The sequence below is a fragment of the Methylocystis sp. genome (assembly GCF_050246715.1).
Taxonomy (GTDB): domain Bacteria; phylum Pseudomonadota; class Alphaproteobacteria; order Rhizobiales; family Beijerinckiaceae; genus Methylocystis.
Genome location: NZ_JBFWVN010000004.1, coordinates 111,228 through 135,411 on the forward strand (window position 1 = coordinate 111,228; position 24,184 = coordinate 135,411).

Annotated in this window: 25 protein-coding genes and 2 tRNA genes; 13 read left to right on the forward strand and 14 right to left on the reverse strand. The window is 61.5% G+C overall.

The window, feature by feature from the left end; genetic code table 11:
* Positions 1 to 19: 19 nt before the first annotated feature.
* The 3 genes from AB7I51_RS03600 to AB7I51_RS03610 all read right to left on the reverse strand — a co-directional run bounded on the left by AB7I51_RS03600 (position 20) and on the right by AB7I51_RS03610 (position 3,426).
* Complete coding sequence (locus tag AB7I51_RS03600) at positions 20 to 847, reverse strand: sensor histidine kinase (RefSeq protein WP_428403036.1); 828 nt, start codon at positions 845 to 847, stop codon at positions 20 to 22.
* Positions 763 to 1,401 carry a PAS domain-containing protein gene (locus AB7I51_RS03605; RefSeq protein WP_428403035.1) on the reverse strand — a complete coding sequence of 213 codons (639 nt, stop codon included), beginning with the start codon at positions 1,399 to 1,401 and terminating at the stop codon, positions 763 to 765. The genes AB7I51_RS03600 and AB7I51_RS03605 overlap by 85 nt, the downstream gene beginning before the upstream one ends.
* Positions 1,402 to 1,566: 165 nt before the next feature.
* Positions 1,567 to 3,426, reverse strand: a complete 1,860-nt coding sequence (locus AB7I51_RS03610) for an ABC-F family ATP-binding cassette domain-containing protein (protein ID WP_428403034.1) — start codon at positions 3,424 to 3,426, stop codon at positions 1,567 to 1,569.
* A gap of 140 nt (positions 3,427 to 3,566) precedes the next feature.
* Here AB7I51_RS03610 and AB7I51_RS03615 point away from each other — a divergent pair.
* A tRNA-Glu gene (locus AB7I51_RS03615) sits at positions 3,567 to 3,642 on the forward strand.
* 220 nt (positions 3,643 to 3,862) lie between these two features.
* Here the strand turns inward: AB7I51_RS03615 and AB7I51_RS03620 are convergent.
* From AB7I51_RS03620 to purE, 4 genes are all read right to left on the reverse strand, one after another.
* Positions 3,863 to 4,123: a GlsB/YeaQ/YmgE family stress response membrane protein gene (locus AB7I51_RS03620; RefSeq protein WP_428403033.1), complete on the reverse strand. Its 261-nt coding sequence runs from the start codon at positions 4,121 to 4,123 to the stop codon at positions 3,863 to 3,865.
* Between the two features lie 361 nt (positions 4,124 to 4,484).
* Positions 4,485 to 5,030: a hypothetical protein gene (locus AB7I51_RS03625; protein ID WP_428406119.1), complete on the reverse strand. Its 546-nt coding sequence runs from the start codon at positions 5,028 to 5,030 to the stop codon at positions 4,485 to 4,487.
* 254 nt (positions 5,031 to 5,284) lie between these two features.
* Positions 5,285 to 6,352, reverse strand: coding sequence for a 5-(carboxyamino)imidazole ribonucleotide synthase (locus AB7I51_RS03630; RefSeq protein WP_428403091.1), 1,068 nt, complete (start codon positions 6,350 to 6,352; stop codon positions 5,285 to 5,287).
* Positions 6,352 to 6,816 carry a 5-(carboxyamino)imidazole ribonucleotide mutase gene (gene purE / locus AB7I51_RS03635; RefSeq protein ID WP_428403090.1) on the reverse strand — a complete coding sequence of 155 codons (465 nt, stop codon included), beginning with the start codon at positions 6,814 to 6,816 and terminating at the stop codon, positions 6,352 to 6,354. The genes AB7I51_RS03630 and purE overlap by 1 nt, the downstream gene beginning before the upstream one ends.
* Before the next feature lie 191 nt (positions 6,817 to 7,007).
* On the opposite strand from purE, the gene AB7I51_RS03640 reads away from it, so the two are divergent.
* The gene (locus AB7I51_RS03640; protein ID WP_428403031.1) at positions 7,008 to 8,216 is read left to right on the forward strand and encodes a cation:proton antiporter; all 1,209 of its coding nucleotides are present in this window, start codon (positions 7,008 to 7,010) and stop codon (positions 8,214 to 8,216) included.
* Between the two features lie 165 nt (positions 8,217 to 8,381).
* Here the strand turns inward: AB7I51_RS03640 and AB7I51_RS03645 are convergent, their stop codons facing one another.
* From AB7I51_RS03645 to AB7I51_RS03665, 5 genes are all read right to left on the reverse strand, one after another.
* Positions 8,382 to 8,753: a HepT-like ribonuclease domain-containing protein gene (locus AB7I51_RS03645; protein ID WP_428403030.1), complete on the reverse strand. Its 372-nt coding sequence runs from the start codon at positions 8,751 to 8,753 to the stop codon at positions 8,382 to 8,384.
* Entirely contained in the window at positions 8,750 to 9,040 is a 291-nt protein-coding gene (locus AB7I51_RS03650) for a nucleotidyltransferase family protein (protein ID WP_428403029.1), read from the reverse strand. The genes AB7I51_RS03645 and AB7I51_RS03650 overlap by 4 nt, the downstream gene beginning before the upstream one ends.
* Before the next feature lie 337 nt (positions 9,041 to 9,377).
* A complete protein-coding gene (locus AB7I51_RS03655; RefSeq protein WP_428403028.1) occupies positions 9,378 to 9,593 on the reverse strand; it encodes a YdcH family protein in 216 nt (71 codons plus the stop codon).
* A gap of 99 nt (positions 9,594 to 9,692) precedes the next feature.
* The gene (locus AB7I51_RS03660; protein ID WP_428403027.1) at positions 9,693 to 11,111 is read right to left on the reverse strand and encodes a protein adenylyltransferase SelO; all 1,419 of its coding nucleotides are present in this window, start codon (positions 11,109 to 11,111) and stop codon (positions 9,693 to 9,695) included.
* A gap of 188 nt (positions 11,112 to 11,299) precedes the next feature.
* Positions 11,300 to 11,479: a YdcH family protein gene (locus AB7I51_RS03665; protein ID WP_409979751.1), complete on the reverse strand. Its 180-nt coding sequence runs from the start codon at positions 11,477 to 11,479 to the stop codon at positions 11,300 to 11,302.
* Positions 11,480 to 11,731: 252 nt separating this feature from the next.
* Here AB7I51_RS03665 and AB7I51_RS03670 point away from each other — a divergent pair.
* The 4 genes from AB7I51_RS03670 (at position 11,732) to AB7I51_RS03685 (ending at position 15,337) form a co-directional block, all read left to right on the forward strand.
* Positions 11,732 to 11,806, forward strand: a tRNA-Val gene (locus AB7I51_RS03670).
* A gap of 1,290 nt (positions 11,807 to 13,096) precedes the next feature.
* The gene (locus AB7I51_RS03675; protein WP_428403026.1) at positions 13,097 to 14,026 is read left to right on the forward strand and encodes a histidine kinase dimerization/phosphoacceptor domain -containing protein; all 930 of its coding nucleotides are present in this window, start codon (positions 13,097 to 13,099) and stop codon (positions 14,024 to 14,026) included.
* Positions 14,027 to 14,632: 606 nt separating this feature from the next.
* Positions 14,633 to 14,848, forward strand: a complete 216-nt coding sequence (locus AB7I51_RS03680) for a hypothetical protein (RefSeq protein ID WP_428403025.1) — start codon at positions 14,633 to 14,635, stop codon at positions 14,846 to 14,848.
* Between the two features lie 213 nt (positions 14,849 to 15,061).
* Positions 15,062 to 15,337: a hypothetical protein gene (locus AB7I51_RS03685; RefSeq protein WP_428403024.1), complete on the forward strand. Its 276-nt coding sequence runs from the start codon at positions 15,062 to 15,064 to the stop codon at positions 15,335 to 15,337.
* A 59-nt stretch (positions 15,338 to 15,396) separates the two neighbouring features.
* Here AB7I51_RS03685 and AB7I51_RS03690 read toward each other — a convergent pair whose 3' ends face one another.
* Positions 15,397 to 15,600 (reverse strand): hypothetical protein, encoded by a 204-nt coding sequence (locus AB7I51_RS03690; RefSeq protein WP_428403023.1) that lies wholly within the window; start codon positions 15,598 to 15,600, stop codon positions 15,397 to 15,399.
* 237 nt (positions 15,601 to 15,837) lie between these two features.
* On the opposite strand from AB7I51_RS03690, the gene AB7I51_RS03695 reads away from it, so the two are divergent.
* The 7 genes from AB7I51_RS03695 (at position 15,838) to AB7I51_RS03725 (ending at position 23,365) form a co-directional block, all read left to right on the forward strand.
* Positions 15,838 to 17,361: a PLP-dependent aminotransferase family protein gene (locus AB7I51_RS03695; RefSeq protein ID WP_428403022.1), complete on the forward strand. Its 1,524-nt coding sequence runs from the start codon at positions 15,838 to 15,840 to the stop codon at positions 17,359 to 17,361.
* A 197-nt stretch (positions 17,362 to 17,558) separates the two neighbouring features.
* Positions 17,559 to 18,773 (forward strand): MFS transporter, encoded by a 1,215-nt coding sequence (locus tag AB7I51_RS03700; protein ID WP_428403021.1) that lies wholly within the window; start codon positions 17,559 to 17,561, stop codon positions 18,771 to 18,773.
* Positions 18,774 to 18,945: 172 nt separating this feature from the next.
* Complete coding sequence (locus tag AB7I51_RS03705) at positions 18,946 to 19,671, forward strand: outer membrane protein (protein ID WP_428403020.1); 726 nt, start codon at positions 18,946 to 18,948, stop codon at positions 19,669 to 19,671.
* A 159-nt stretch (positions 19,672 to 19,830) separates the two neighbouring features.
* Positions 19,831 to 20,238: a succinate dehydrogenase, cytochrome b556 subunit gene (gene sdhC, locus AB7I51_RS03710; protein WP_428403019.1), complete on the forward strand. Its 408-nt coding sequence runs from the start codon at positions 19,831 to 19,833 to the stop codon at positions 20,236 to 20,238.
* A gap of 13 nt (positions 20,239 to 20,251) precedes the next feature.
* Positions 20,252 to 20,647, forward strand: coding sequence for a succinate dehydrogenase, hydrophobic membrane anchor protein (gene sdhD, locus AB7I51_RS03715; protein WP_428403018.1), 396 nt, complete (start codon positions 20,252 to 20,254; stop codon positions 20,645 to 20,647).
* Between the two features lie 104 nt (positions 20,648 to 20,751).
* Positions 20,752 to 22,584, forward strand: a complete 1,833-nt coding sequence (gene sdhA / locus AB7I51_RS03720) for a succinate dehydrogenase flavoprotein subunit (RefSeq protein WP_428403017.1) — start codon at positions 20,752 to 20,754, stop codon at positions 22,582 to 22,584.
* 1 nt (position 22,585) lies between these two features.
* The gene (locus AB7I51_RS03725; RefSeq protein ID WP_428403016.1) at positions 22,586 to 23,365 is read left to right on the forward strand and encodes a succinate dehydrogenase iron-sulfur subunit; all 780 of its coding nucleotides are present in this window, start codon (positions 22,586 to 22,588) and stop codon (positions 23,363 to 23,365) included.
* An 8-nt stretch (positions 23,366 to 23,373) separates the two neighbouring features.
* On the opposite strand, the gene AB7I51_RS03730 is transcribed toward AB7I51_RS03725, so the two are convergent.
* Positions 23,374 to 24,057: a hypothetical protein gene (locus AB7I51_RS03730; protein ID WP_428403015.1), complete on the reverse strand. Its 684-nt coding sequence runs from the start codon at positions 24,055 to 24,057 to the stop codon at positions 23,374 to 23,376.
* Positions 24,058 to 24,184: the final 127 nt, after the last annotated feature.

A 24,184-nucleotide genomic window follows, 5' to 3' on the forward strand; every position in this document is an offset into this window, starting at 1 on the left:
GATTAAGATGCGATGACCTTTAAGGAGCTGACCCATCGCTCTTCCCCGTGTTTACTGATGGCAAGGGAAACTCCAGTCGATAGTCAGCGCCGCCCGGAGTGAAGGCAAGGCGCGCGCTCCCACCCAACAGATAAGCCAAGTTTCTCTCGATGACCTCCGTCCCGAACCCTCTGGCAGGCGCAACGTCCTCGACCTTCACGCCGTGTTCTCGCCAACCAAACTTCAATTGCTGGCCTCCTTCCGTTTGATCCACGCGCCAACTGATTTCAATACGTCCCTTTTCGGTTTTGAGAGCGCCGTGCTTGGCGGCATTTGTCGTCAACTCATGGATCGTCATGCCCATCGCCTGCGCGTCGCGCGGCGAAAGAGCGACCGCTGGGCCTTCGACCGTGAAATGCAATCCTAGTTCCGCGCCGCCCGCCGTTAGCTCCGCAACTACGATGTCGCGTAGCTGAATCGTGCCGGACGGCGCCGTCAGCACCAGGTCTTGCGTCCTTGCGAGCCCATCGAGCCGTCCGTCGAAAGCTTCGATGAACTCATCTAAGCTGTGGTGACCCCTTCGCGTATGCCTCGCCATCGAGCGCACTTTGCCAAGGATGTTTTTGACGCGATGCTGAAGCTCGCCCAACAACGCCGATTGGCGCGCCTCATGATGGCGCAACTCGGTAATATCGCGAATGGCCAGAAGAATGAGGTCCAGCTTATCTAAACGGCGTCCGTTAAGCAGCATCGTTCGATGACCGATCGTCTCAAACTCATGTTCTATTGCGAAGTCGTCGAAACTGTTCCATTGGCCGTTACCGAGTTCCCAGACAAAAACGCCTTCGGTTTCTTTCTTCGACACCATGAAACGATCGTAAAAATTCTGATTGGCGTAATGGACGCACAAATCCCCCCCAACACCAATATGCTCTCTCGAACGCTATCGATGAGTTTTTCGGCGAAATCCCTTTCGCCTTCTAGTTCCAAGCGCACGCGCTCGCACTCTGTGATGTCGTTGATGGCGAGGAGGATCGCGTCGCTTTCGCTGTCGCGTCGTATTCGGTTGGCGTCCAGCAACATGATGCGCTTTCCGATCGACGGGAATTCATGCTCGACGCGAAAGCCACTGATCTTGGAGTTCTCGCTCAAAACTTCGCCCAACAGCTTCCGCAATGGAACGATATCCCACTGTCCATCGCCGAGAGAATAGACTGTACGGTGTAGAGTTTCCGTAGGCTCTACTTTGAAATGACGACAGAAGGCGGGATTCGCCAAAATGACGCGGTGCCCCCCGTCCAGGACCAAAAGCGGTTCGACGATGGTTTCGACAATCGCAGACGCCAGTGAAGCTTCGCTCAGCGCGTCTGGCGCTGTGAGCGAGACGGCTGCTGGTCGGTGGCCTAGTCCCGGCTCAGTCATGCGCCGCCGCCGGGTTGGCTGGCTGGTTTATTTCCGCAAGTCTCGAGCATAGCCGTTCCCAGCCGATGCGGTAGCAACCAGATAACTCTACGTTGATAGTGCGGCGTTCGCCAGAATCAATCCTGATTTTATTGCGATAAGCGGCATTATCTGGCGTGCGGCGCTCTAAGCTTCCGCCTCCGCCGCAAGCTCCAGCCATTGCTCTTCCGCGGCGGCGAGTGCGACCGCCAATTCCTCGCGCTGCGACGCCAGACGCGCCGCCTCTTGCGGATTGCGGGCGAAGGCGTCGGGGGCGGCGAGCGCTTCGTCGACGCGGGCGAGAAGCTGGGTGAATTTCTCGACGCGCTCCTCGGCGGCGGCGAGCTTGCGCCGCGTCTGGCCGGCGTCGCGGCGCTTTGGTGCCTCTTGCTTTAGCGCGTCTTGCGCCGGCGCGAGGGGCGCTTGCTTCGAGTCATCATCGCGCGATTTCGACAGCACCAGCCGCGCGTAATCGTCCATGTCGCCGTCGAACGCGCGCACCGTTCCGTCATCGACCTGCCACAGCCGATCGGCGCAGGCCTCCAGCAGATAGCGATCATGCGAAACCAGAATGACGGCGCCTTCATAATCATTGATCGCCTCGATCAGCGCGGCGCGACTGTCGATGTCGAGATGGTTCGTCGGCTCGTCGAGGATCAGAAGATGCGGCGCATTAAAGGCGGCGACGCCGAGCAACAGCCGCGCCTTTTCACCGCCGGAAAGACTGGCGATCGGCGTATCGGCGCGCGCGCCGGAAAATCCGGTCTGCGCCGCGCGGGCGCGAATGCGCGCTTCCGCAGCGCCCGGCATCAGCCGTGCCAAGACAGCGTAAGGCGTCTCGCTCTCGTTCAATTCGTCGATCTGATGCTGTGCGAAAAATCCAACATCGAGCTTTGGCGCGCGCACCATCTCGCCGCCGCAGGGCGGAAGCCGTCCGGCAAGCAATTTGGCGAAGGTCGATTTGCCATTGCCATTGGCGCCGAGCAGGCCGATGCGATCGTCATTCGCAATCGACAAGGAGAGCCGCGACAGCACCACGCGATCGCCATAGCCGACCGACGCTTTCTCCAGCGCGATGATCGGCGGCGACAGCGGCTTTTCGGGCGAAGGGAGGTGAATCGGCAATATCGCGTCGTCGACGATCGCCGCGACTGGCTCCATTTTGGCAAGAAGTTTTAGGCGCGACTGCGCCTGACGCGCCTTCGTCGCCTTGGCGCGAAAACGGTCGACGAAGGCCTGCAGATGTTTGCGCTGCTCTTCCTGTTTCTTCGCGCCCTTGGCGGCGAGAAGCTGCGCCTCACGCCGCTGCTTTTCGAAGGAAGAATAGTCGCCCTTGTAAATCGTCAGCCTGCCGCGCTCGAGATGCAGAATATGAGAGGCGACGGCGTCGAGCAGATCGCGGTCATGGCTGATGACGATCGCGCTCGCCGGATAGCGAGAGAGATAATCGACAAGCCACAGCGTGCCTTCGAGATCGAGATAATTGGTCGGCTCGTCGAGGAGCAGCAGGTCGGGCTGGGAAAACAGCACCGCCGCCAGCGCGACGCGCATCCGCCAGCCGCCGGAAAATTCCGACAAAGGCCGGAGCTGCGCCGCCGCGTCGAAGCCGAGCCCGTGCAGAATGGCGGCGGCGCGGGCCGGCGCGGAATGGGCGTCGATGTCGGCGAGGCGAGTCTGGATGTCGGCGATGTCATGGGGATCATGCGCGGCCTCGGCGCGCGCGATGAGTTCGGCGCGCTCGAGGTCCGCCGCCAGCACGAAGTCGATGAGCGCCGTCGGGCCGCCCGGCGCCTCCTGTTCGACGCGTCCGAGCCTTGTGCGCGAGGGCAGCGAAATGGTCCCGCTTTCGGGCGCGATCTCGCCGCTGATCAGCCGAAACAGCGTCGTCTTGCCGGCGCCGTTGCGGCCGACGAAGCCGGCGCGGCAGCGTCCCGGCAGAAAAATCCCGGCATGGTCGAAGAGCAGCCGGCCGCCGAGCCGGTAGACGAGATCGTTGATCGTCAGCATGGGAGCGATGCTTTAGGGCCTCGCCGAATTTGGCGCAAACGCGAAGCCGTGCGGCGCCGTGGCGCCGAGCGCCGGCCTTGTCTTGCGCCGCCCGCGCCTCTATACAGCCCTCGCGCCGCCGCGACGCGACAGCGCACCCCGCGCCCATCGTCTAGAGGCCTAGGACGTCGCCCTTTCACGGCGAAAACAGGGGTTCGAATCCCCTTGGGCGCGCCAATAAAATCAATTGGTTGACTCCGTATTTAGGTCGCCAAAGCCCAGCATGCGGAAGAATACGGAAAAGGCGTCGCCGGACATGGGCGAGCGTTGGCGACAGATTGACCCTTCTCAGCTCCAACTTGCAGCTTGAGATTTGGTGAGATGGCGTGAGGCGTGATGCGATGGACTGAGCGCCCGTCGCTCTTGCCCGCTTGGAATCGACGCCACCAAGCTCGCTTCAAACGGCTCGGATCACGCGAACCAGCACGAGCAAGACGATGGCTCCGACCGTAGCGTTGAAAACGGTAAGCGCGAGTCCCGCCCCCAAATGAACGCCGAGCCGGGGCAGCAGCCAGTCCCCGATGAAAGCGCCGATCACTCCAACAATCACGTCGCCGGCGATCCCCATGCCATGTTTTGTCACGACCTTTGCAGCAATCCATCCAGCGACGAGGCCGACCAACAGCATGACGGCAAGGGTTTGATAGGGCACATACATGCGAATCTCCGCCAAATCGCGCGCAGAATATCCGATGCAGTTTTGAGAATGAAATAGCCTTACGTTGGATCGATCTCGGCTGACCTACTTCTCCCGCCGCAGCGCCAGGGAGCCGGAGCCGCTAGACAAGCGAGCAGCGTGAAGAATCCGATATGAGCGAAGAGAACGCCTCAACGGGCACATCGTCCGCGCCGGCGTGAACTACCACTTCAATTTCGGCGCGGCTCCGGTCATTGCGAAATACTGACGAACGAACCCCAAGCGTTTCATTTCGTCAAAGAGAAAGCCCGGTTCGCGCCGGGCTTTTTCATTCGTTTTGGACGTAGGCCTAGATAGGCCCGCGCTTACTCTGAAAGGATGTTCAATTTACCGGGAGGGTGCGCGCGCGGATCACATCCATGATTCGCTCGATAGCGTCCTCTGCATCGTCCGCCCGCCGTTCCGATGCCGCCAACTCTGCAATCTTGGAGTCGAGTTGTGATTGCAGCACTTCAATTTCTTGATGCGCCTGCTCGATGGTGGCGGACATTTGTTCGACGTGAGCCTCGGACAAGCGCTGCATTGTCTCTGCGCGCTCGGCCCGCAGCTCAGCGCGGCCCAAATCTTCCCTCACGGCGTCGGCGACCTCCTGGGCGCGCATTAGCGCTTGGGCCGCCTGTTCCTCGAATGCTTTGATCGCCGTCGCTGTTTCCGACACAAGATTTAGCGCGGCCACGACCTCGTCGCGCTCACGGGCAGGCCGAAGCGTCGAAACATCGTTTTCGCGGATGGTTTCGTCCGCCGCCTGGTCAAAATCTAGCGCATTCATTGACGCCTCCGACCCTCGTCCGTTTAGGCTTTGTCGAGTATCGTCAGACTGTTGGTCCCAATGATGGCTGCGTAACACAAGAATCACGCCGTCGTGCAAAATGATCGAAACAGTGCAAACAGAAAGTTCACGGCTGGCGTCAAAGCCAGGCTGAAAACCAAAACGCCCCGTGCGTGCTCCAGCGTCCGCGCTGCGGCGGCCGGCAGGCTTCCAAGTTTGCCGGCTCCTTCAAATGACAGTTAAGGTTGTATCCCAACGCATATTCATTGGGTCATGATGCAAGGGAATGGCGGACATGACGTGAGACGCGCGCTGCCGCTTCGGCGAGGACCGAGCGGCCGGTAGCGCGGGCGCTACAGAATGCGCGTCACATGGCCCATTTTGCGGCCGGGGCGCGTCTCCTTCTTGCCATAGAGATGCAGGCAGACGCCGTCCTCGCGCGCCAGTTCCGGCCATGCATTGACCTCGTCGCCGATCAGATTGCGCATTTCGACGCGGCCGCGACTCCGCGTCGAGCCGAGCGGCCAGCCGGCGATCGCGCGCATATGTTGCTCGAACTGCGAGGTCAGCGCGCCGTCGAGCGTCCAATGTCCGGAATTATGCACGCGCGGCGCAATTTCATTGACCAGGAGAGTTTCGCGCCCCTCATCGACGACCACGAACATTTCGACAGCGATCACGCCCACATATTGCGCGGCCTCGGCGATGCGCCTGGCGATATCGATCGCCGCCGACGCGGTTGCGTCGGCGATTTCGGCGGGCGCTATTGTCCACGCCAGAATGTGCTGTTCGTGGAGGTTTTCGCAGACGTCATAGGCGCGAAATTCGCCATCCAGTCCGCGCGCGGCGACAACCGACACTTCCTTCGCGAAGGGCACCACGCTTTCGAGAATGCATGGCGCGCCGCCGAGCGTGCGAAATGCGACCGCAAGGTCGCCGCCGTCGCGCAATTGGGTCTGGCCCTTGCCGTCATAGCCGAAACGTCGCGTCTTAAGGATCGAATTGCGGCCGAGCCGCGCGACGGCGCGGGGAAGCGCGCCGGCGTTGTCGACCGCGACGAAGTCGGCGGTGGCGATTCCCAGGCTCTGGACGAACTCTTTCTCGATAAGCCTGTCCTGAGTCAGCGCCAAAGCTCTCGGATTGGGCCGCACCGGACGATGCGCCTCGAGCACCTGCGCCGTGCGGGCGGGAACATTCTCGAATTCGTAAGTGACGACATCGACGGATTCGGCGAATGCGGCGAGCGCGGCTTCATCGTTAAATTCGGCTCGCGTGCGCGCCGCGCAAACGTCGAAGGCGGGGTCGTCGGGGAAGGGGGAGAAGACGTGCGCCTTCAGCCCGAGCCGGGCGCCCGCCAGCGCCAGCATGCGTGCAAGCTGACCGCCGCCGAGAATGCCGATTGTCGCGCCTGGCGGCAGCATCACGCGCCGTCGCGCGGCGTCAGCGCCACGTTGTCCGTCTGGCGCGCGCGATATTCCGACAGTCGCGTGGCGAGCGCTCTGTCGGCGCGCGCCAGAATCGCGGCGGCGAGCAGCGCGGCGTTGATCGCGCCGGGCTTGCCGATCGCGAGCGTCCCCACTGGCACGCCGCCCGGCATCTGAACGATCGAGAGCAGCGAATCCATGCCCTTCAGCGCGTCCGATTCGATCGGCACGCCAAGCACCGGCAGCGGCGTCATCGACGCGGTCATGCCCGGCAGATGCGCGGCGCCGCCGGCGCCGGCGATGATCACTTCAAAGCCCTCCGATTCGGCGCCCTTAGCGAAAGCGAACAGGCGATCGGGGGTGCGATGGGCCGAAATGACGCGCGCGTCGCAGGCGACGCCCAGCGCCGCCAGCGTTTCGGCCGCGTGGCGCATCGTCGCCCAGTCGGATTGCGACCCCATGATGACGGCGACGGGCGGTTTGGACTTGCCCACTCTTGCTTCCTCTACAAGGGAAGCCATGCGGCATAGACGATGGTTCCCTGATAGGCAAGCGCGCCATCGTCGCCATGGCGGACCGAATTTGCTTCGCGAACCGGGACCGCGCGGCTAAAGAACCATGCAAGATTTACTTTGAGCGGAGCGGTGGCGTCATGGATGAAGGTCTGAGGCAAGCAGTCGCGGTGCTGGCCGTGGCGATGTTGGTCGCAATCGCCGCGCGTCAGATCAGGCTGCCTTATACCGTCGGGCTGGTCATCGTCGGCGCCGTCGTCGCTCTGTCCAACGCCGAGTTGGCGCCGCATCTGACGCATGATCTGATTTTTGATTTGATCTTGCCGCCGCTCTTGTTCGAGGCGGCGCTGACGCTCTCCTGGCGCGAGCTGATGCGAGACTCGCTGCCTCTGCTCGCGCTCGCGGGCGCCGGAACGCTGATTTCCGCGGTCTTCGTCGCGATATCGATGACCGCTTTCGGCTGGCCGCTGCTTTCGGCGATGGTTTTCGGCGCGCTGATCGCAGCGACCGATCCGGTCGCGATCATCGCGATGTTCAAAGACAATAGAATTAAGGGCCGCATGCGGCTTCTGGTCGAAAGCGAAAGTCTGCTCAACGACGGCGCGGCGGCGGTGCTTTTCGTCATGGCGCTTGCCTTTGCGCAAAGCGGCGGCTCGGATCAGAGCGCTGCGATGATTGTGATGACCCTGGCGAAAATCGTGCTCGGCGGAGTCGCGGTCGGCGGCTTGTTTGGCGGCGGCGCCATCTTGGTCTCGCTGCGCACGTCCGAGCATTTGGTCGAAGCGGCGCTGACCACGATCGCCGCATTCGGCTCCTTCCTGGTGGCTGAGCATCTTCATGTCTCCGGCGTGCTGGCGACGGTGACGGCTGGTCTTGTCATGGGCAATCTGGGGATTTTGAGCGAGAAGGAAGGCGGCTACATCAGCCTCAGGGGCCGGGAATTCGTGCTGTCCTTCTGGGATTTCGCGGCCTTCCTGGCCAATTCGGTAGTGTTTCTGCTGATTGGCGCGGACGTCGCCACTATTCCCTTTGCCTCTGTGGGATTTACGCCGCTGGCCCTGGCGATCGCGACAGTTCTTTGCGCGCGCGCCATCGTCGTCTATCCGCTGAGTTCATTGTTTCTCGTGTCGCGATGGAAAATCACGTTTCGCGAACAGCATGTGCTGTGGTGGGGCGGCTTGCGCGGCGCACTCGCGCTCGCCCTGGCGCTATCTCTGCCCGATAGTCTGCCGCAACGCGACGTGATCGTCGCCACCACCTTCGCAGTTGTCGGCTTCTCAATCGTGGTTCAGGGCCTCACCATGCCGTTGCTGCTGCGCGCCTTGGGCTTCCTGCCGAAGAAGTCGTGAAGCGCCGCGTCAGGCGGTCGATCGCTGCAGAACGCAATGGGCGGACCCAACGGGGTAGTCAGGACGCTTGTCCCCCTTCTGTGCAGGCATGCCCAGAATTCATAGCGTCACCGACAAAAATCGCGGAGTGATTTGATTTTTCCCGAGCACATTCACGAGGATTCTCTAACCCTCATCTTCTGGGGTAAGCCGAATTTCCATCAATTGCTGTTTCATGGCCGGCAGGTCATTATGGATCGTGTTCCATACGGTCGATAGATTGACGGAATCATAGCCGTGTGCGAGCGCATTACGCATTGCGTAGGCGAGTTCGAATCGAAGGCGTGGATGCCGCTGCGCGAACCCATCGTCGACGGTTCTGATTTTATTTGCGGCCTCGCCAATGATTTCGAAGTTGCGAATGACCGCATCTTGAACAAGCGAATTTTCGATAAAAGCCGCACAATCGAGTCCTTCGACATAGGATTCGATGCGCGTGATGGCGACAATGATATGCTCGATGTAATCGAGAATCCGTAACGCTTTCTTCCCTGTCATACGGGTCTTGCTTCCGCGACGATCCTGCTGCGGAACTTCATCGACAAATCTTCGGGGGTCCTGACATCGACTTTTGTGTGTGTGAGGTTTTCGATCGCAACGGCGATTGCCGCCCTATCGAACAGACTGAAACCCTCCGCAGCGTCAATCAGCAAATCGAGGTCGCTGCTCTCCGTGTCCTCATGGTGGAGGACGGAACCGAAGACGCGTGGATTCAATCCCCGGTTCGCAGCAACGATTCGGCGGATTTCTTCGCGATAAATTTCAAGGGCAAGCGACGGTTTCATAATTGGAATCTAGCACAAGGCCGCAGTCTCTTTCTACTTCCGTCCGGCGCGCCGCCACGTCGATCTAACGACATGGGGGTCATCGCAGGATTCGTTCGAAATCGTACGCTTGGGATCGTCCCACAAACGTCAGGCGGATGGGCCGCCGCGGCGATTTCTGTGCATCAGTCCGATGCGGCAAGTCCCAAGCCGTCGCGATAAAAGCGCAGCCCCTCTTCAAGCAGCGGAACGTCAATCGAAACCGAATAGCTGACGCTCATGTTCTCTTCGCGCTCTATGCTTTTGCAATCGATCGCATTGTCTGCATTTGAGCGGTTCCGCCCAAATGCAGCGCAATCTATGCGATGATGTCGGGCGTGAGCTGGTCTTCGAGATAGGCGATGCGGTCGCGCAGCAGCAGTTTGCGCTTCTTCAGACGCTGGATCTGAAGCTGATCGGCGACGCCCACGGCAAGCAGCGCCCCGATCGCGGACTCCAAATCATGGTGTTCCAGCCGCAACCGCTCCACTTCGGCGCGGATGGCGCTGATGTCGATCTCGCTGGCGTCGTTCATCGAAGGCCGCCCTGGACCGCTCCTAAGCGCTCGAGAATCGATTGCTCTGGAGCGTAATTATCACGCCGCAGGCCAGCGGCGTTCAAGCGAATTGCTCGTTTAAGACTCATAGGCGCTTCGCATCTCCTCGATCGCGGCGATTTTTGCATAGAGCGGCGCCCAGTCGTCACGCTCGGCGATCGGCGCCCAGAGCGCCTCCACCTCATCGATGAGCATGGTACAGGGCGCCGGCCGCTGGAAGTAGGGGTGATTGAGCCGCACATTCGGCGCCGGCCGATATTGGGCGAAAGCGGCGCGGATCGGCGCAAACGCTTCCGAAAGATAGTGCGCCGCCGACGGGCTGCGTTCGGCGCGCTCGGCAGACGCCAATCCGCCGCGCCAGTCGAAGAAACATTGTTCGAACGGCGCTTTCGTCGTTGTGAGAAAATCGACGAAGGCTTTCGCCAGCGCGGCGTCGGCCTCGTCGCCGGCTGAAGCGAGGCCGAGCCGATCGAGCAGCACGGTTCGAAATTCCTGCTGGATGCGGCTCGGAAAGGTCACGAGAACCTGTTCGGCGGGCTTCAGTCCGATGAGGTGAATCAGGCACTCAGCCAGCCGCGACAGGTTCCAGCCGAGCGCGCCCGGCTGGCGGCCAAAGGCGTAAAGCCCGATTTCATCGAAATAGGCGGCGGTGAACTTCGGGTCATAGACTGGTGCGAAGCGCCATGGTCCGTAGTCGAAGCTCTCGCCGGTGACGTTGATATTGTCGGAATTCAGCACCCCGTGAACGAAGCCGCACGCCATATAGCCCGCCCCGAGCCTGGCGACCCGGGCGACCGCCTCTTCGAGAAAGGCGAGGGCTCTTTCCGGCGCCGGCAAATCCGCGATGGCGGGAAAATAGTGGCGGCAAACATATTCGATGAGCCGGTCGATTGCCGCAGTGTCGTCATGGAAGGAGAGGCGCTGAAAGGTGCCGATGCGGATATGCGAATGCGACAGGCGCACCAGCACGCTGGAGCGCGTCGGCGACGGCTCGTCGCCGCGCGTGAGCGCCTCGCCGGTTTCGATCAGGCTGAAGGTTTTGGATGTGTCGACGCCAAGAGCCTCGAGCATTTCGGTCGCCAAAATCTCGCGAACGCCGCCCTTGAGCGTCAGCCGTCCGTCGCCGCGACGCGACCAGGGAGTCTGACCGCTACCCTTGGTGCCGAGATCGAGCAGCCGGCCGTCCTCGGAATCGCGCAATTGCGCAAAAAGGAAGCCGCGCCCGTCGCCGAGATCAGCGTTGTAAACGCGGAACTGATGCCCGTGATAGCGCAGCGCCAGGGGATGCGCGAACCCGCCCGGCAGTGGCGTAAAACGTCCAAAATGCTCGATCCATTCCGTGTCGCTGAGGCCGTCCAATCCGACCCGCGCGGCCCAGCGCTGATTGCGGTAGCGAAGTCGATGCTGCGGAAAGGCCGCAGGCTCGACAAGGTCAAAGAAAGGCTCGCCGAGGCCTTCATGCAGCGTCTCGGCGCGGTAAAGCTCTGTAACGGGCATCAGGACGAGGTCTCGCAAATCGCGCGCCGCGGCGCGACTGCTTCAAAAAATAAGGCGGAGAGATCTCTCCGCCCGTGGCGCAAACAGATTGTGAACTGAGTGGGAGACGCCCGAGCGCGCATCATGCGCGCTCGAAGCTTTGAACCGATCGCGTGATTGCGTGTGGGTTCGCCCAGACGCGGCGTGATCTAATGGCGCGTTTCGCTGATCGCCAGTTTGGCAAGTTCGTCCTTGATCAGCAACTTCTTGCGCTTGAGTTCCGCTATTTTCAATTCGTCCGCGTGGGGGTGCAGCTGTTCCTCCTCGATCTCCTTCTTGAGCGCCTCATGGCGGCGCTGGAGTTCGACGATATGGCCCTGCAAGGACATGCGAAACCTCCTTAACTGCTCTCCGCTCCGACAAGCGGGAACAGTAATAAGTCTGCCACAAAGCGCGCTCGTCGCAAGACTTGAAATCGCGCAACGTCACAAATCTTTTGCACAGAAAAGCTGCGGCCTTTACCGAATGTCAATTTTTTCCGAGACTTGCGCTGAGGGGCGACCCACAGCGTCGCAGGCAGGGGACGCTTGCGCGGCGCCACGTACGCCATTATAGACGGCGCTCCGGCCCACTGGGCCCGAGGGCGCGTAGCTCAGCGGGAGAGCACTACGTTGACATCGTAGGGGTCACAGGTTCAATCCCTGTCGCGCCCACCATTCAAGGTTTTGATCCTGAATGGTTTTCCAGGCCCTCTTTAAAGCAAGCACTCCTCGATCTTGTCAGTCGGTCGCGCCCTGGTCACACCGACGGAGCGACAGATGGCGACTTTGCGAAAACGCGGGTCCAAATGGCAGGTTCAAGTCGGACGAGAGCCACACAACGTCTCCAAGACATTTCACCTCAGAGAAGACGCGCTGAAATGGGCGCGGGGAGCAGGAGCTGAGGATAGACCTGAGGCACGAAATAGCCGACATTCCCCTATCAGAGGTCATCTCAGTCGCTTTGGCGTGCTGCCGGGACGACCGACTGCGGGTTGTCTCCTCCGCCACGCTGAGAACCACGACACACGTTAACGGGTCCTCCGATCGATAGGTATCCTTCGGTAAGCGTAGGCCGCCACGCCACTTCAAGAAAATGCCTGAAGGGACCGAGCCGTGGTGAGACTGCCGGTGAGCGAGCGCTTACGTAACAAGCCATGCCCATACCTTTGATTTTATTGGTAGAGCTATGCAAAAATAAGGGAACTACCTACGAGTTAATTCGTTAAAGAGTCGGGAGGGCATTCACATGCTTCCGACCAATCCATTCGACGATGACGATCAAGCCTCGTTGGCGGTCCAGCGGGATGTGCGCGCAGCATTGCGGCTCGCTTTCAAGGCTGCGACGGTTGAGCCACTACCTGAGCAAATGGCCGTTCTGTTACTGCGAGTGGCCTTGGCCGAGTCCCTGAGTATTGCGGTTGAGGTGGATGCCTCGGAATGCGAGTCCAGCGCCGCAAAGGTCGCTTCCGCTTAGTACTAGCGCCCAAGACTGGCCAGGGTGCGCAGCGGGTGCATCAAGGCTCCACGAGCAGCATCCTCCATAAAGGGGCGATGGGTCCTTCCGGCGCATAGATATCCTTCGGCAAACGCAGACCACCACACCACTTCGCAAAATTGCCTGAAGGGCCGTGATGGTGGTGAAATCGAAGCTCGCGCTATGTAGCCGCCTGCGAACAAGTGACGCTTGATAAAAGGTCAGTTGAAACTTCGGCATTGGCGAGGCTAATCGACCGGCTACGCTTGTTCGTTCATGGCAGGGCGCTAGCATTTACTAGTCGCCGGCCATTGCGAACCGTAGGCCTATCGGCAGCTGAGAGACATACTTGTTCCGCTTACAGCGAAAGGGAGTGCGTCGTGTGGGCGGATCCAGATCTTTTTCGACGTGAACTGGCGGCGCATGCTGAGCGTCGCTACTCGCATCTCTTTGCGAGATTGGCACGGAAGCGGGACGGAGTCCGCTGCTGGATGGATGCAACGCTGCTTTTCAGCGCGAGCCTTTTGGTCCGTTACATTCTTTGGGTTTGGCTCGAGCCCGCGACGTTTATGCCGTTCTATCCGGCGATTATCGCGGCAACGCTCTTCTGTGGCTGGTCTCAGGGCGTTCTTGTCCTCTTATTCTCCGCTTTGGCAAACTGGTACTTTTTCCTAGAGCCATTCAACTCCTTCGAGAACGAGGACCCCCACGCTGTTGCGGCGCTAATCAGCTTCCTATTGATCGGCGGGTTCGACATTGTGATGGTGGCCGCCTTATGCGAACTCGTTGCACGCCTTGAACGAGCGAAGCACATACAGGAAGACTTATTCCGGGAACTTCAGCATCGCGTCGCCAACAACTTTCAGGTCGTTGTTGCGCTTTTGAGAGATGCGCAAAGGAGCTTGAAGGACCCTGCGGCGGCATCCCAAACAATCAGCAAGGCCGAAGAGCGTATCTGGGCCATGTCAGAGTTGCATCGCCGCCTTCACGACGGAAGCGCTCTTGAGAGCGGTCTCGAGCCGCTCCTAATCGAACTTCTAAAGGAAGCCTTCCGTGATCTGCCCGTTGAAGTCGAAGTTCATGTTGATGAGCTGTCAGGACTCTCAATTGATCAAGTCACAGCCATGGCTCTGCTGGTGAATGAAGCGGCGCTCAACGCAGCGAAGCACGTGTTCTCAAACGGTCTTGGCAGCCATTTCATCGTGTCCCTCTCGAAGCAACAAGGGGGCCGCATTCAACTGTTGGTTCGGGACGATGGGCCAGGAATTGAACATGTCCCTACGGAGGGGCTTTCACTAGGCATGGACATCATGCAAGCCTTTGCCACGCAACTGGGAGGCCCGCTAAAGGTGCTCCGCGATGCGGGAACAACTTTGATCGTAGAATTTGCTGCGCATCAACCCTGCTGGCGTACCGCCTAACTCAGAACCGTCGCCGCTTAACGGGTCCTTCCGGCGCATAGGTATCCTTCGCCAAACTCCGGCCACCCCTCCATTTTGCAAAACTGCCTGAAGGGGCCGTGCCGTGGTGTAACCACCAGTTAGCGAGCGTCTTCAATTCTCAACGGCGCTGCGTGTGGCCCAGCTCCCTGCGCAGCCAGTCACAACCTCCTGCACCGGCGCGTCCTTGAACAGCGGCGGCAGTGCTGGCGCCCGCGTCCTGCCCCCACCTGTCACACTGGTGTCACAGCAAGAACCGCTGCAGTAGGGGTCACAGGTTCAATCCCTGTCGCGCCCACCATTCAAGCGGCCTGGTCGAGGGCTCGCTCGTCGCCGCGAAGCATAGGTAACTGGCGCGAACTGGCGAGGCGTTCCATCGCCGTTGGCCAGCGATAGACGGCCCTCTGCCGGGATATGACCGCCGCACGCTCGATCGCTCAATCCCTTGCCGCAAAATTGAAAATGACCGAGCCGGCGTTCGACGCGAGTCCGTCGCGATCTCCGGACGACTGAGGCTTTGCTCATAAATTCAATATATTGCGCGGAACTTCGGATGGGCCGGTTCGTTTAGATGTCAGGAGGTTGGTCATGTGTCCGACCAATCGAACTGACGACGATCGAGTCTCGCTGGTGATCCAGCGGGAAGTGGGAATAGCCCTGCGATTGTCATTCGAGGCTGTTACCCAAGAGCCGGTGCCTGAGCGAATGGCCTTGCTGTTGCTACGGCTGGCTTTGGCTGAGTCGCTCGGACTTGCCGCCGACGAGGCCGAGGCGGAAGGCGAGACCGGGCCAAACGAGGATTAGCGCGCCGCCAGGCGCGTTCTCTTGGCTCGGTCGCCTCTTAGCCGCAACCTTAGCCGGGTGTGGTTCTTTGCGCCGATTGGCGATAGGTTCTCGCGCGCCAGGGTCTTTCGACCGATCGAAGGGCCGGGCCTTTCGCTCGGTTCGAATTGCCTCGCTCGAATGCCGCGTCCATAGCTGCCTCCGCCCCCGAAACGGGCCAGAGCGGAGGAGACCATGGACCTGCCTAACATTGACCCGCTGATCGGGATTGGCGTCGCCGCCTCGACCGCTATCACCGACGCGGTCTATGTGTTCTTCAATGCGGCCGTGTCCGAACGCCGGCGCGTGGCCGCCGCCACCTGGAGCAGCGTCTGGTATCTGCTCTCGGCTTTCGCCGTCATCAGCTACACGTCGAACTGGGCTTACGTGGCCTTTGCAGCCGTCGGCGCATGGATCGGCGGCTTCCTGTCGATCACGGCGCTCAACCGTCTCGTGCCCCGGCGCAAATAGAAATTCGGCGCAAAAAAAACGCCGCTCGCGCGGCGGCCAAAAGTCCAAATATCGGGGGCTCAGTCGCGAACGGTGGGCTGAGTTTGATTCTGGATCAGCGGCAGGGGAAGACGCTTGCCGGCCGCGCTGGCGACGCTGATTTCGGGCTTGCCGCTTGCGAAGCCGCGGGCCTTTGGCGCCGGGCTGAGATTGGTGGCGAGGCCCAGGGCGAGAAAGCCGGCCCAAAACGCCAACGGCATGAGGCGCGAATTCGAAAACGGCATTTCCGGTCTCCCTCGAAAATTTGGGCGCTCTCAACGCGCCATCGCAGCATTCCGCAATCCGCCGTCGAGCAAAAGCGCCAGGAACGAGGAACCTGATGGCGCCAGGCCAAAACCTCTCTTCTTCTGGCCGGCGTCATCAGCTGCAAGCCGCCATGTTTGGCGCCAAAGCTTACATTCCCTGTGGACCTATGCGCCTTAAATAAAGCCGCATTAGCCTGCGCCCAGGAGAGTGTAGCGATGAGCTTTACGAGCATGGATCGTCCCGCGCCCGTCGTTAAGAGCGGGCATGTGCAGCTGTCGATCATTCTGGCCGAGTCGGAAAAGACCACTCTGCAGAACCAGATCTTCGATCAGATTCGCTCGATGATCCTTAATGGGCAACTCAAGGGCGACGATCCGATGCCGACCACGCGCGAACTGAGCAGTCAGCTTGGCGTGTCGCGCAACACCGCGGTTCTCGCCTATGAGCGGCTGATTGCCGAGGGCTATATCCGCACCAAGCCCTATGTTGGCACCTTCGTCTCGCCCGACCTTCCGGACACGGCGTTTCTCTCCGCGCATCATCGCGCGCCGCCGGCGAAAGAGCAGGGCGCCGTCGAAGAAGCGCCGCCCCCTTGCGGCGCGTTGCGCACCCATCGCCTTGCCGATCCTGAGCGACGCCGTCTCGCCGCCGATTTCTGGGTCGGCCGGCCCGACGCGCGATCCTTTCCGCTCAAGGCCTGGTCGCATCACATCAAGAATCGCCTGAAGGCCGTCGGCTCCAATCTCACGAGCTATAGCGACCCCGCCGGACTGCTCGAGCTGCGGCGCGCGATCGCCAAACACCTCGCGCCGGCGCGCGGCGTCGTCGCCGATCCGGATCAGATCATCATCGTCGGCGGCTGCCAGGATGGTTTCAATCTGGTCGGGCGCCTGCTGGTGACGCCCGGCTGCGCGGCGGTCGTCGAATCGCCTTGCTATCAGGGCGCGGCCTTCGTGCTCGAAAGTTTGGGCGCGACGCTTCATCCCGTGCCCGTCGACCAGGACGGGCTCGACGTGTCGCTGCTGCCGAAAACGACAGGCGCCGTCGCCTATGTCACGCCCTCGCATCAATATCCGATCGGCGTGACGATGAGCCTGCAGCGCCGGCTCGAACTCCTCGCCTGGGCGACGCAATATGACGCCTATGTCATGGAGGACGATTACGACAGCGACTTCCGTTTCGTCGGCTCGCCGCTGACCGCGCTCAAGGGCCTCGATCGCAACGAGCGCGTCATTTATCTCGGCACTTTCTCGAAATGCATGGGGCCGGGACTGCGCCTCGGCTATGTCGTGCTGCCGCGCCGTCTTGCCGAAGCCGGTCGTCGGATGAAAATGCTGATGAACAATGGCCAGAGCTGGCTCGAACAGGCGGCGATGGCGGATTTCATGTCGAGTGGCGAATTCGGACGCCATTTGCGGCGCATCCGCCAGCTCTATCGCGATCGGCGCGACGCGTTGCTCAATGCGCTCAAGAACCACTTCGGCGATTGCGAGATTTATGGCGATCAGGCGGGCATGCATCTTGTGTGGAAACTGCCGGACGGATTTCCGGAAGCCGCCGAAGTGGAGAGAAGGGGGCTCGCCGCGGGCGTCGGCGTCTGTTCGCTGGCGACGGGCTCGGCGCTGCGCTTCGACGACAATGACGGCGGCGACCGGTTGCTGATGCTGGGCTTCGTCGCGCTCACCGAAAAGGAGATCGAGACCGGCGTTTCGCGCCTCGCGCAGGCACTGAAGGCGTAGCAGCGCTCTAACCCTCTCCCATCGGGAGAGCGCAGCTGCGAAGCGGCCGGGAGAGGGGTTTCCCCCTATCGAATTTTTGCGACACTCAGGCGGGTTCCTTGCGCCTGAAGCGGCGAAATCGTAACCCCTCTCCCCGGTCCTTCGGACCGACCCTCTCCCGATGGGAGAGGGTTACCGCGCGCGAGCCCTTTGCGTTCATGAATGACTTCTGCGGAGGTTTCCGTCTGCGCGCCATTCCTTCTGGCGTCTGGGCGCTTGGCGTCGTCTCGCTGCTGATGGATTTCTCCTCCGAGATGATCCATGCGCTGCTGCCGATCTATCTCGTCGGCGCGATGGGCGCCTCGATGGCCGAAGTCGGCGTCATCGAGGGCGTCGCCGAGGCGACCGCCTCGATCGTCAAGATTTTTTCCGGGGCGCTTTCGGACTGGTTTGGGAGGCGCAAGCAATTGGCGATCATCGGCTATGGGCTGGCGGCGCTGACCAAGCCGATGTTTCCCCTCGCCCCCAATATCGCCTGGATCATGGCCGCGCGCTTCATCGATCGCGTCGGCAAGGGCATCCGCGGGGCGCCGCGCGACGCGCTCGTCGCCGATCTCGCGCCGGCCTCGGTGCGCGGCGCGGCCTATGGTCTTCGCCAGTCGCTCGACACGGTCGGCGCCTTTCTCGGGCCGGCGGTTGCGGTCGCCGTCATGTGGCTCTCCGCCAACAGCATTCCGCTCGTGTTCTGGATCGCGACAATCCCGGCGGCGCTCGCCGTTGCGGTTCTTTCGCTCGGCGTGCGCGAGCCGCAATCGTCCCGCCCGCCGCGGCCGGCGCGCTTCCCGCTGCATATTGAGGAAATCGGCCGGCTTGGCGGTCCGTTCTGGGTGATCGTGGCGATCGGCGTCGTCTTCAGCCTAGCCCGCTTTTCCGAGGCTTTCCTCATCCTGAAGGCGCGCGCCATCGGCCTGCCGGAGGCGCTCGCGCCGCTGGTGCTCGTCGCGATGAATGTGGTCTATGCCGGGGCTTCCTATCCTGTCGGCGCCTTCTCCGATCGCGGCGACCGCAAGACGCCGCTGATGGCCGGCCTTGCCGCGCTGATCGCCGCCGACGCCGCGCTCGCGAGCGCTGAACATTTGCCGCTTCTGTGGCTCGGCGTGGCGCTCTGGGGCCTGCATATGGGCCTCACCCAGGGCCTGCTCGCCACGCTCGTCGCCGACGTTGCGCCGGCGGCGCTGCGGGCCTCAGCCTTTGGGGTCTTCAATCTGGCGAGCGGCGTCGCGCTGCTCGCCGCAAGCGCCGGCGCCGGCGCGCTCTGGGACGCGTTTGGCCCCGCCGCCGCCTTCTGGGCGGGCGCGCTTTGCGCGTCGCTGGCGCTTGTCGCGCTTTGGGCGGACGGTCATCAAACCGGCCGGTTGCGGCGGACGTCCTGAGCCGGAAGTTAAGAAATCGCGTCGTAAATCCGACTCGTTAACCGACGGCTAAGCATATCGCTTAATCATTGAAAACTATGTATAATTTATCCGCAATTACGCCATTGTTGGCCATTCATTTCTAAACCCGGCGGGGGCGCTGCCGTTTAAGGATCGCATCACCGAGGGTCTAATGAAAAAACGAGTGTTCGGCCTCGCCGTCGCGGCGTCTCTGGCCGTTATGTCCGCATCGGCCGCAGACCTGCCATCGCGCAATGGTCCGCCGCCCGCCTATATTCCGCCGCCGCCGCCGATTTTGACCTGGACCGGCATGTATATCGGCCTCAATCTCGGCGGCGGATGGCTCGATCAGTACAGCCATGCAAGCTGGCTGGCGCCATTCTCGACCGCGCCCAGCACAGGCGGCGTCGTCGGCGGCGCGCAGATCGGCTACAACTATCAATTCACGCCGCTTTTCGTCGCCGGCGTCGAAACCGATTTTCAGGGATCGAGCGTCGGCTCCGCCAACCAGCCGTTTAGCGCGTCGCGCAGCGTCGGCTGGTTCGGCACGTTGCGCGGCCGCGCCGGCGTGTCGCTCATGAACTCGCAGCTGCTCCTCTATGGAACCGGCGGCTTCGCCTATGGCGACCTAAGTCTCAACTACGGATGGCTCGGTTCTCAGACGCGCACTGGAACTGGCTGGACCGCCGGCGGTGGGCTCGAATACGCCTTCCTGCCGAATTGGTCGGCCAAGGTCGAATATCTTTACGCGAATTTCGGCGCGAATTACGGCCCGACATTCGTCGGACCCTTCGTCATCGAAACCCAGCAACGCGCGCATCTCAATACTGTCCGCGCCGGCGTCAACTACCGTTTCAACTGGATGTTTGCGCCCGGACCGGCGGCGGCGGCCTACTGAACGCGAAAGTTGTATGACGTGAGCGGCAAAAGCCCCGGCGACGGGGCTTTTGCATGTCTGGACGTCGCTGACGGCTCGTGGTTGCGGCGCTGCAACAATTGAATTATCTGCTTGGAAGCGTTCCGAGAAGCAGATCGGCCGCATGCGAGAGGGTTTCATATGGCCGACGCTGACACAGACAGGCTCGCCGCGCAGCGGCCGCTGTCGCCGCATCTGACGATCTTCAAGCCGATCCTGACGATGATGATGTCGATCGCCCATCGCATCACCGGCGCGGGGCTTTACGTCGGCATGGCGTTGCTGACGCTTTTCCTGCTCGGCGTCGCTATCGGCGGCGACGCGTTCGCCGCCGTCGCCTGGATCGCCTCGGGCTTCATCGGCAATCTCATCATTTTGATGATCGTTTGGGCGATCTTCCATCATCTCCTTGGCGGCGTGCGTCACGCGTTCTGGGATCGCGGCCTGTATATGGACCCGCAGGGGCGCGAACTGATGGCCCAAGGGACGCTCGTCGGCGGAATCCTGCTGACGCTGCTCCTTTACATCTTCAAGACGCTGGCGAGCTAAGCGGAGCGAACTCATGACGGTCGCGACAAGATTCAAGAGCGGTCGAACCGGGTCCGGCGACGCCTATGTCTCCGACCACGGCGGTTCGCCTCACGCGCGTTTCATGCGCCTGACGTCCTATGCGCTGGCGCCGCTCGGCGTATTGAGCGCGTGGTGGATTCTCGGTCTCGCGGGCAAATCGTTCGACGGAGTTCGCGTCGAAATTGGCAGACCGATTCCCGCGCTCGTGCTTCTCGCTTTCGGCGTCATCGGCATGATCCATGCTCGTAAGGGCATGGACGACATCATCGAGGACTATGTGCATGACGAAGCTTTGAAAGCGCAGGCGTTCGTCGCGAATCTATGGGCGTCGCGCGCGATTGCGGCGTTCTGGGCGCTCGCCATCCTCCTCATCGCCGCCCCGAAGTAATCGGACGATGCCGGCGTCGGCGCTTGTTCGATATCAATGAACTCGCCTGGTAACGACGCAGCGAAACTGCGTTCGATCGAATGACATCTTGAGAAGGCGTGACGATGGTTGCACAGGGTCCAGCATCAAATGTGTCGGTTGGCGGCCGGGCGTATCCGATCGTTGATCACACCTTTGACGTGGTCGTCGTCGGCGCCGGCGGATCGGGGCTTCGCGCCGTCGTCGGCTGCGCCGAGTCGGGATTGAACGTCGCTTGCGTCACCAAGGTCTTTCCAACCCGTTCGCACACGGTGGCGGCGCAGGGCGGCATCGCCGCCGCGCTCGGCAATATGGGGCCGGACAATTGGAAATGGCACATGTACGACACCGTCAAGGGCTCCGACTGGCTCGGCGACCAGGACGCGATCGAATATATGTGCCGCAACGCGCCGCCCGCCGTCTATGAATTGGAGCATTGGGGCGTTCCCTTCTCGCGCACGAGCGAAGGCACGATCTATCAGCGACCGTTCGGCGGCATGACGACCGATTTCGGCAAGGGTCCGCCGGCGCAGCGCACCTGCGCGGCCGCCGATCGCACCGGCCATGCGATGCTCCATACGATGTATGGGCAGGCGTTGAAGCTCAACACCAAATTCTTCGTCGAGTTCTTTGCGATCGATCTGATCATGGATCAGGACGGCGCCTGCCGCGGCGTCGTTTGCCTGAAGATTGACGACGGAACCATCCATCGCTTTCGCGCCGCGCTCACCGTGCTCGCGACCGGCGGCTATGGCCGCGCCTATCTCTCGGCGACGTCGGCGCACACCTGCACCGGCGACGGCAACGCCATGGTGCTGCGCGCGGGACTGCCGCTGCAGGACATGGAGTTCGTGCAGTTTCATCCGACCGGAATTTATGGCGCAGGCTGTCTGATCACCGAAGGCGCACGCGGCGAGGGCGGCTATCTGACCAACAGCGAAGGCGAGCGCTTCATGGAGCGCTATGCGCCCTCGGTGAAGGATCTCGCGCCGCGCGACATGGTCTCGCGCGCCATCACCGTCGAGATTCGCGAAGGCCGCGGCGTCGGCAAAAGCAAGGATCACGCTTATCTGCATCTCGAACATCTCGATCCGCAGATTTTGCACGAGCGGCTGCCGGGCATTTCGGAGAGCGCCAAGATCTTCGCCGGCGTCGACGTGACTCGCCAGCCGATCCCGATCATTCCGACGGTGCATTACAACATGGGCGGCATACCCACGAATTTTCACGGCGAGGCGCTGCATAAGCGCGACGGCAATCCTGATGAAGTGGTGCCGGGCTTGATGGCGCTTGGCGAAGCGGCCTGCGTCTCGGTGCATGGCGCCAATCGACTTGGCTCCAATTCGCTGATCGATCTCGTCGTCTTCGGCCGCGCCGCGGGGCTGCGCGCCGCCGAACTCATCAAGCCGAACGATACGCAGCCGGAGCTGCCCGCAGACTCGGCGGAACTCGCGCTGTCGCGGCTGGATTTCTTCCGTAACGCCAATGGAACGGTTTCGACCGCGACGTTGCGCGATCGGATGCAACGCACGATGCAGTCGCATTGCGCCGTCTATCGCACCGGCGAGGTTCTCGCCGAGGGCGTCGAACAGATCAACGCGGTGTGGCGCGACGGCGCCAACGTCAAGATCGCCGATCGCTCGCTGATCTGGAATTCCGATCTGATCGAAACGCTCGAATATGACAATCTCATCGTGCAGGCGGTCACGACGATGGAGAGCGCCGCCAACCGCACCGAGTCGCGCGGCGCCCATGCGCGCGAGGATTTCCCCAACCGCGACGACAAGAACTGGATGAAACATACGCTGGCGACGATCGATCGCGAGCGAAAGACCGCCTCGATCGACTACCGCCCGGTGCACAGCTACACGATGACAAACGAGGTCGCTTACATCGAGCCAAAGGCGCGGGTGTATTGAGATGGTAGAATTCGCCCTTCCCAAAAACTCCGTCGTCGGCGAAGGCAAGACCTGGCCGAGGCCCGAAGGCGCCGAGCGTGTGCGCGAATTGCGCATCTATCGGTGGAACCCCGAGGACGGCGCCAATCCGCGCCTTGATACTTATTTCATCGACGCCGACGATTGCGGGCCGATGGTCCTCGACGCGCTGATCTGGATCAAGAACGGGATCGATCCGACGCTGACTTTCCGCCGTTCCTGCCGCGAGGGCATCTGCGGCTCCTGCTCGATGAATATCGACGGCTTAAACACGCTCGCCTGCACCAAGGGCATGGATGAGATCGAGGGCGCGATCAAAATCTATCCGCTGCCGCATATGGCGGTGGTCAAGGACCTCGTGCCCGATCTCACGATCTTCTATGAGCAGCACGCCGCGATCGAGCCCTGGCTGAGGGCGGGGGCCGACCCGGAAAAGGAGCGGCTGCAGTCGCCGGAGCAGCGGGCGAAGCTCGACGGACTTTATGAGTGCATCCTGTGCGCCTGCTGCTCGACCGCCTGTCCGAGCTATTGGTGGAATTCCGACCGTTTTCTGGGTCCGGCGGCGCTGCTGCAGGCGTTCCGCTGGGTGCAGGATTCGCGCGACGAAGCGACGAAGGATCGCGTCTCCTATGTCGACGACGTGTTCCGCCTCTACCGCTGCCACACGATCATGAATTGCACGCAGGTCTGCCCGAAGTCGCTGTCTCCGGCGAAAGCGATCGCGGAAATGAAAAACATGGCGATCGCCCAGGACGAGGCATAGCCGACGCCTCACATGCGCGATATGGCGACGCCATGGGGCTTCTTGTGGAATGCGACGTCCCGGCGCAATTTCGTCAGCGACGCGATGTGCAGCAATATCCACAGCGGAACAAGGAAGGCGGGAACCAGAACGAGCGGGAACATAGAGATTAGTTCGTTCGGCTGATCGAACGCCGTCACCTGAATCGCTGATGGCGAACTGCCGACGCCGGTTGCGAGCGCGACGATGAGGTCTAAGAGGCCGAGAATGTTCCACCACAGGACCAGATCGACGTTCACGCGCGGCGCGCGCGCATAGGCTATCGCGACCACCGGGGCAAGGGCGCCGACCAGCAGGTCGCCGATGCCGGCTGGCCAGGCGAAAACGCCCGGCATCTTCCCTATCGCGTAAAGGACCAGGAAGATTCCGCCGAGAATGCGAAATATTTGGAAGCCCACCAGCCATTGCTGCGGGATCGCGTCGATGATCAGGCCGACGGTCGGAGAACGCCAAATCAGCCACGCGCCGATGATAATCGGCGTGAGCAGCGCGTATTGTATCGTCGGCATTGTTCCTGGGGTCGCGTGGTAAGCGCCGAGCCACGCCGAGACGGTCGCCGCCAGAAACCAGCCGATGAGCGTGATCGCAAAGGCGTGCACGAGTCTGTCGCGGTCGCGCGCCGTCCACGGGGGCGTGACCAGAGCCTTGCGCAATAGTCATCCGTGAAGAACTCGCAAGGCGTTGACGTGACGAAGTTTTGAGACCTGCGGAAGTAATCGTTTCCGCAGGTTTTCGCTGCGCGGGATGCTGTTTGCTTGCAAATTGATCCGGCGCCGCTGT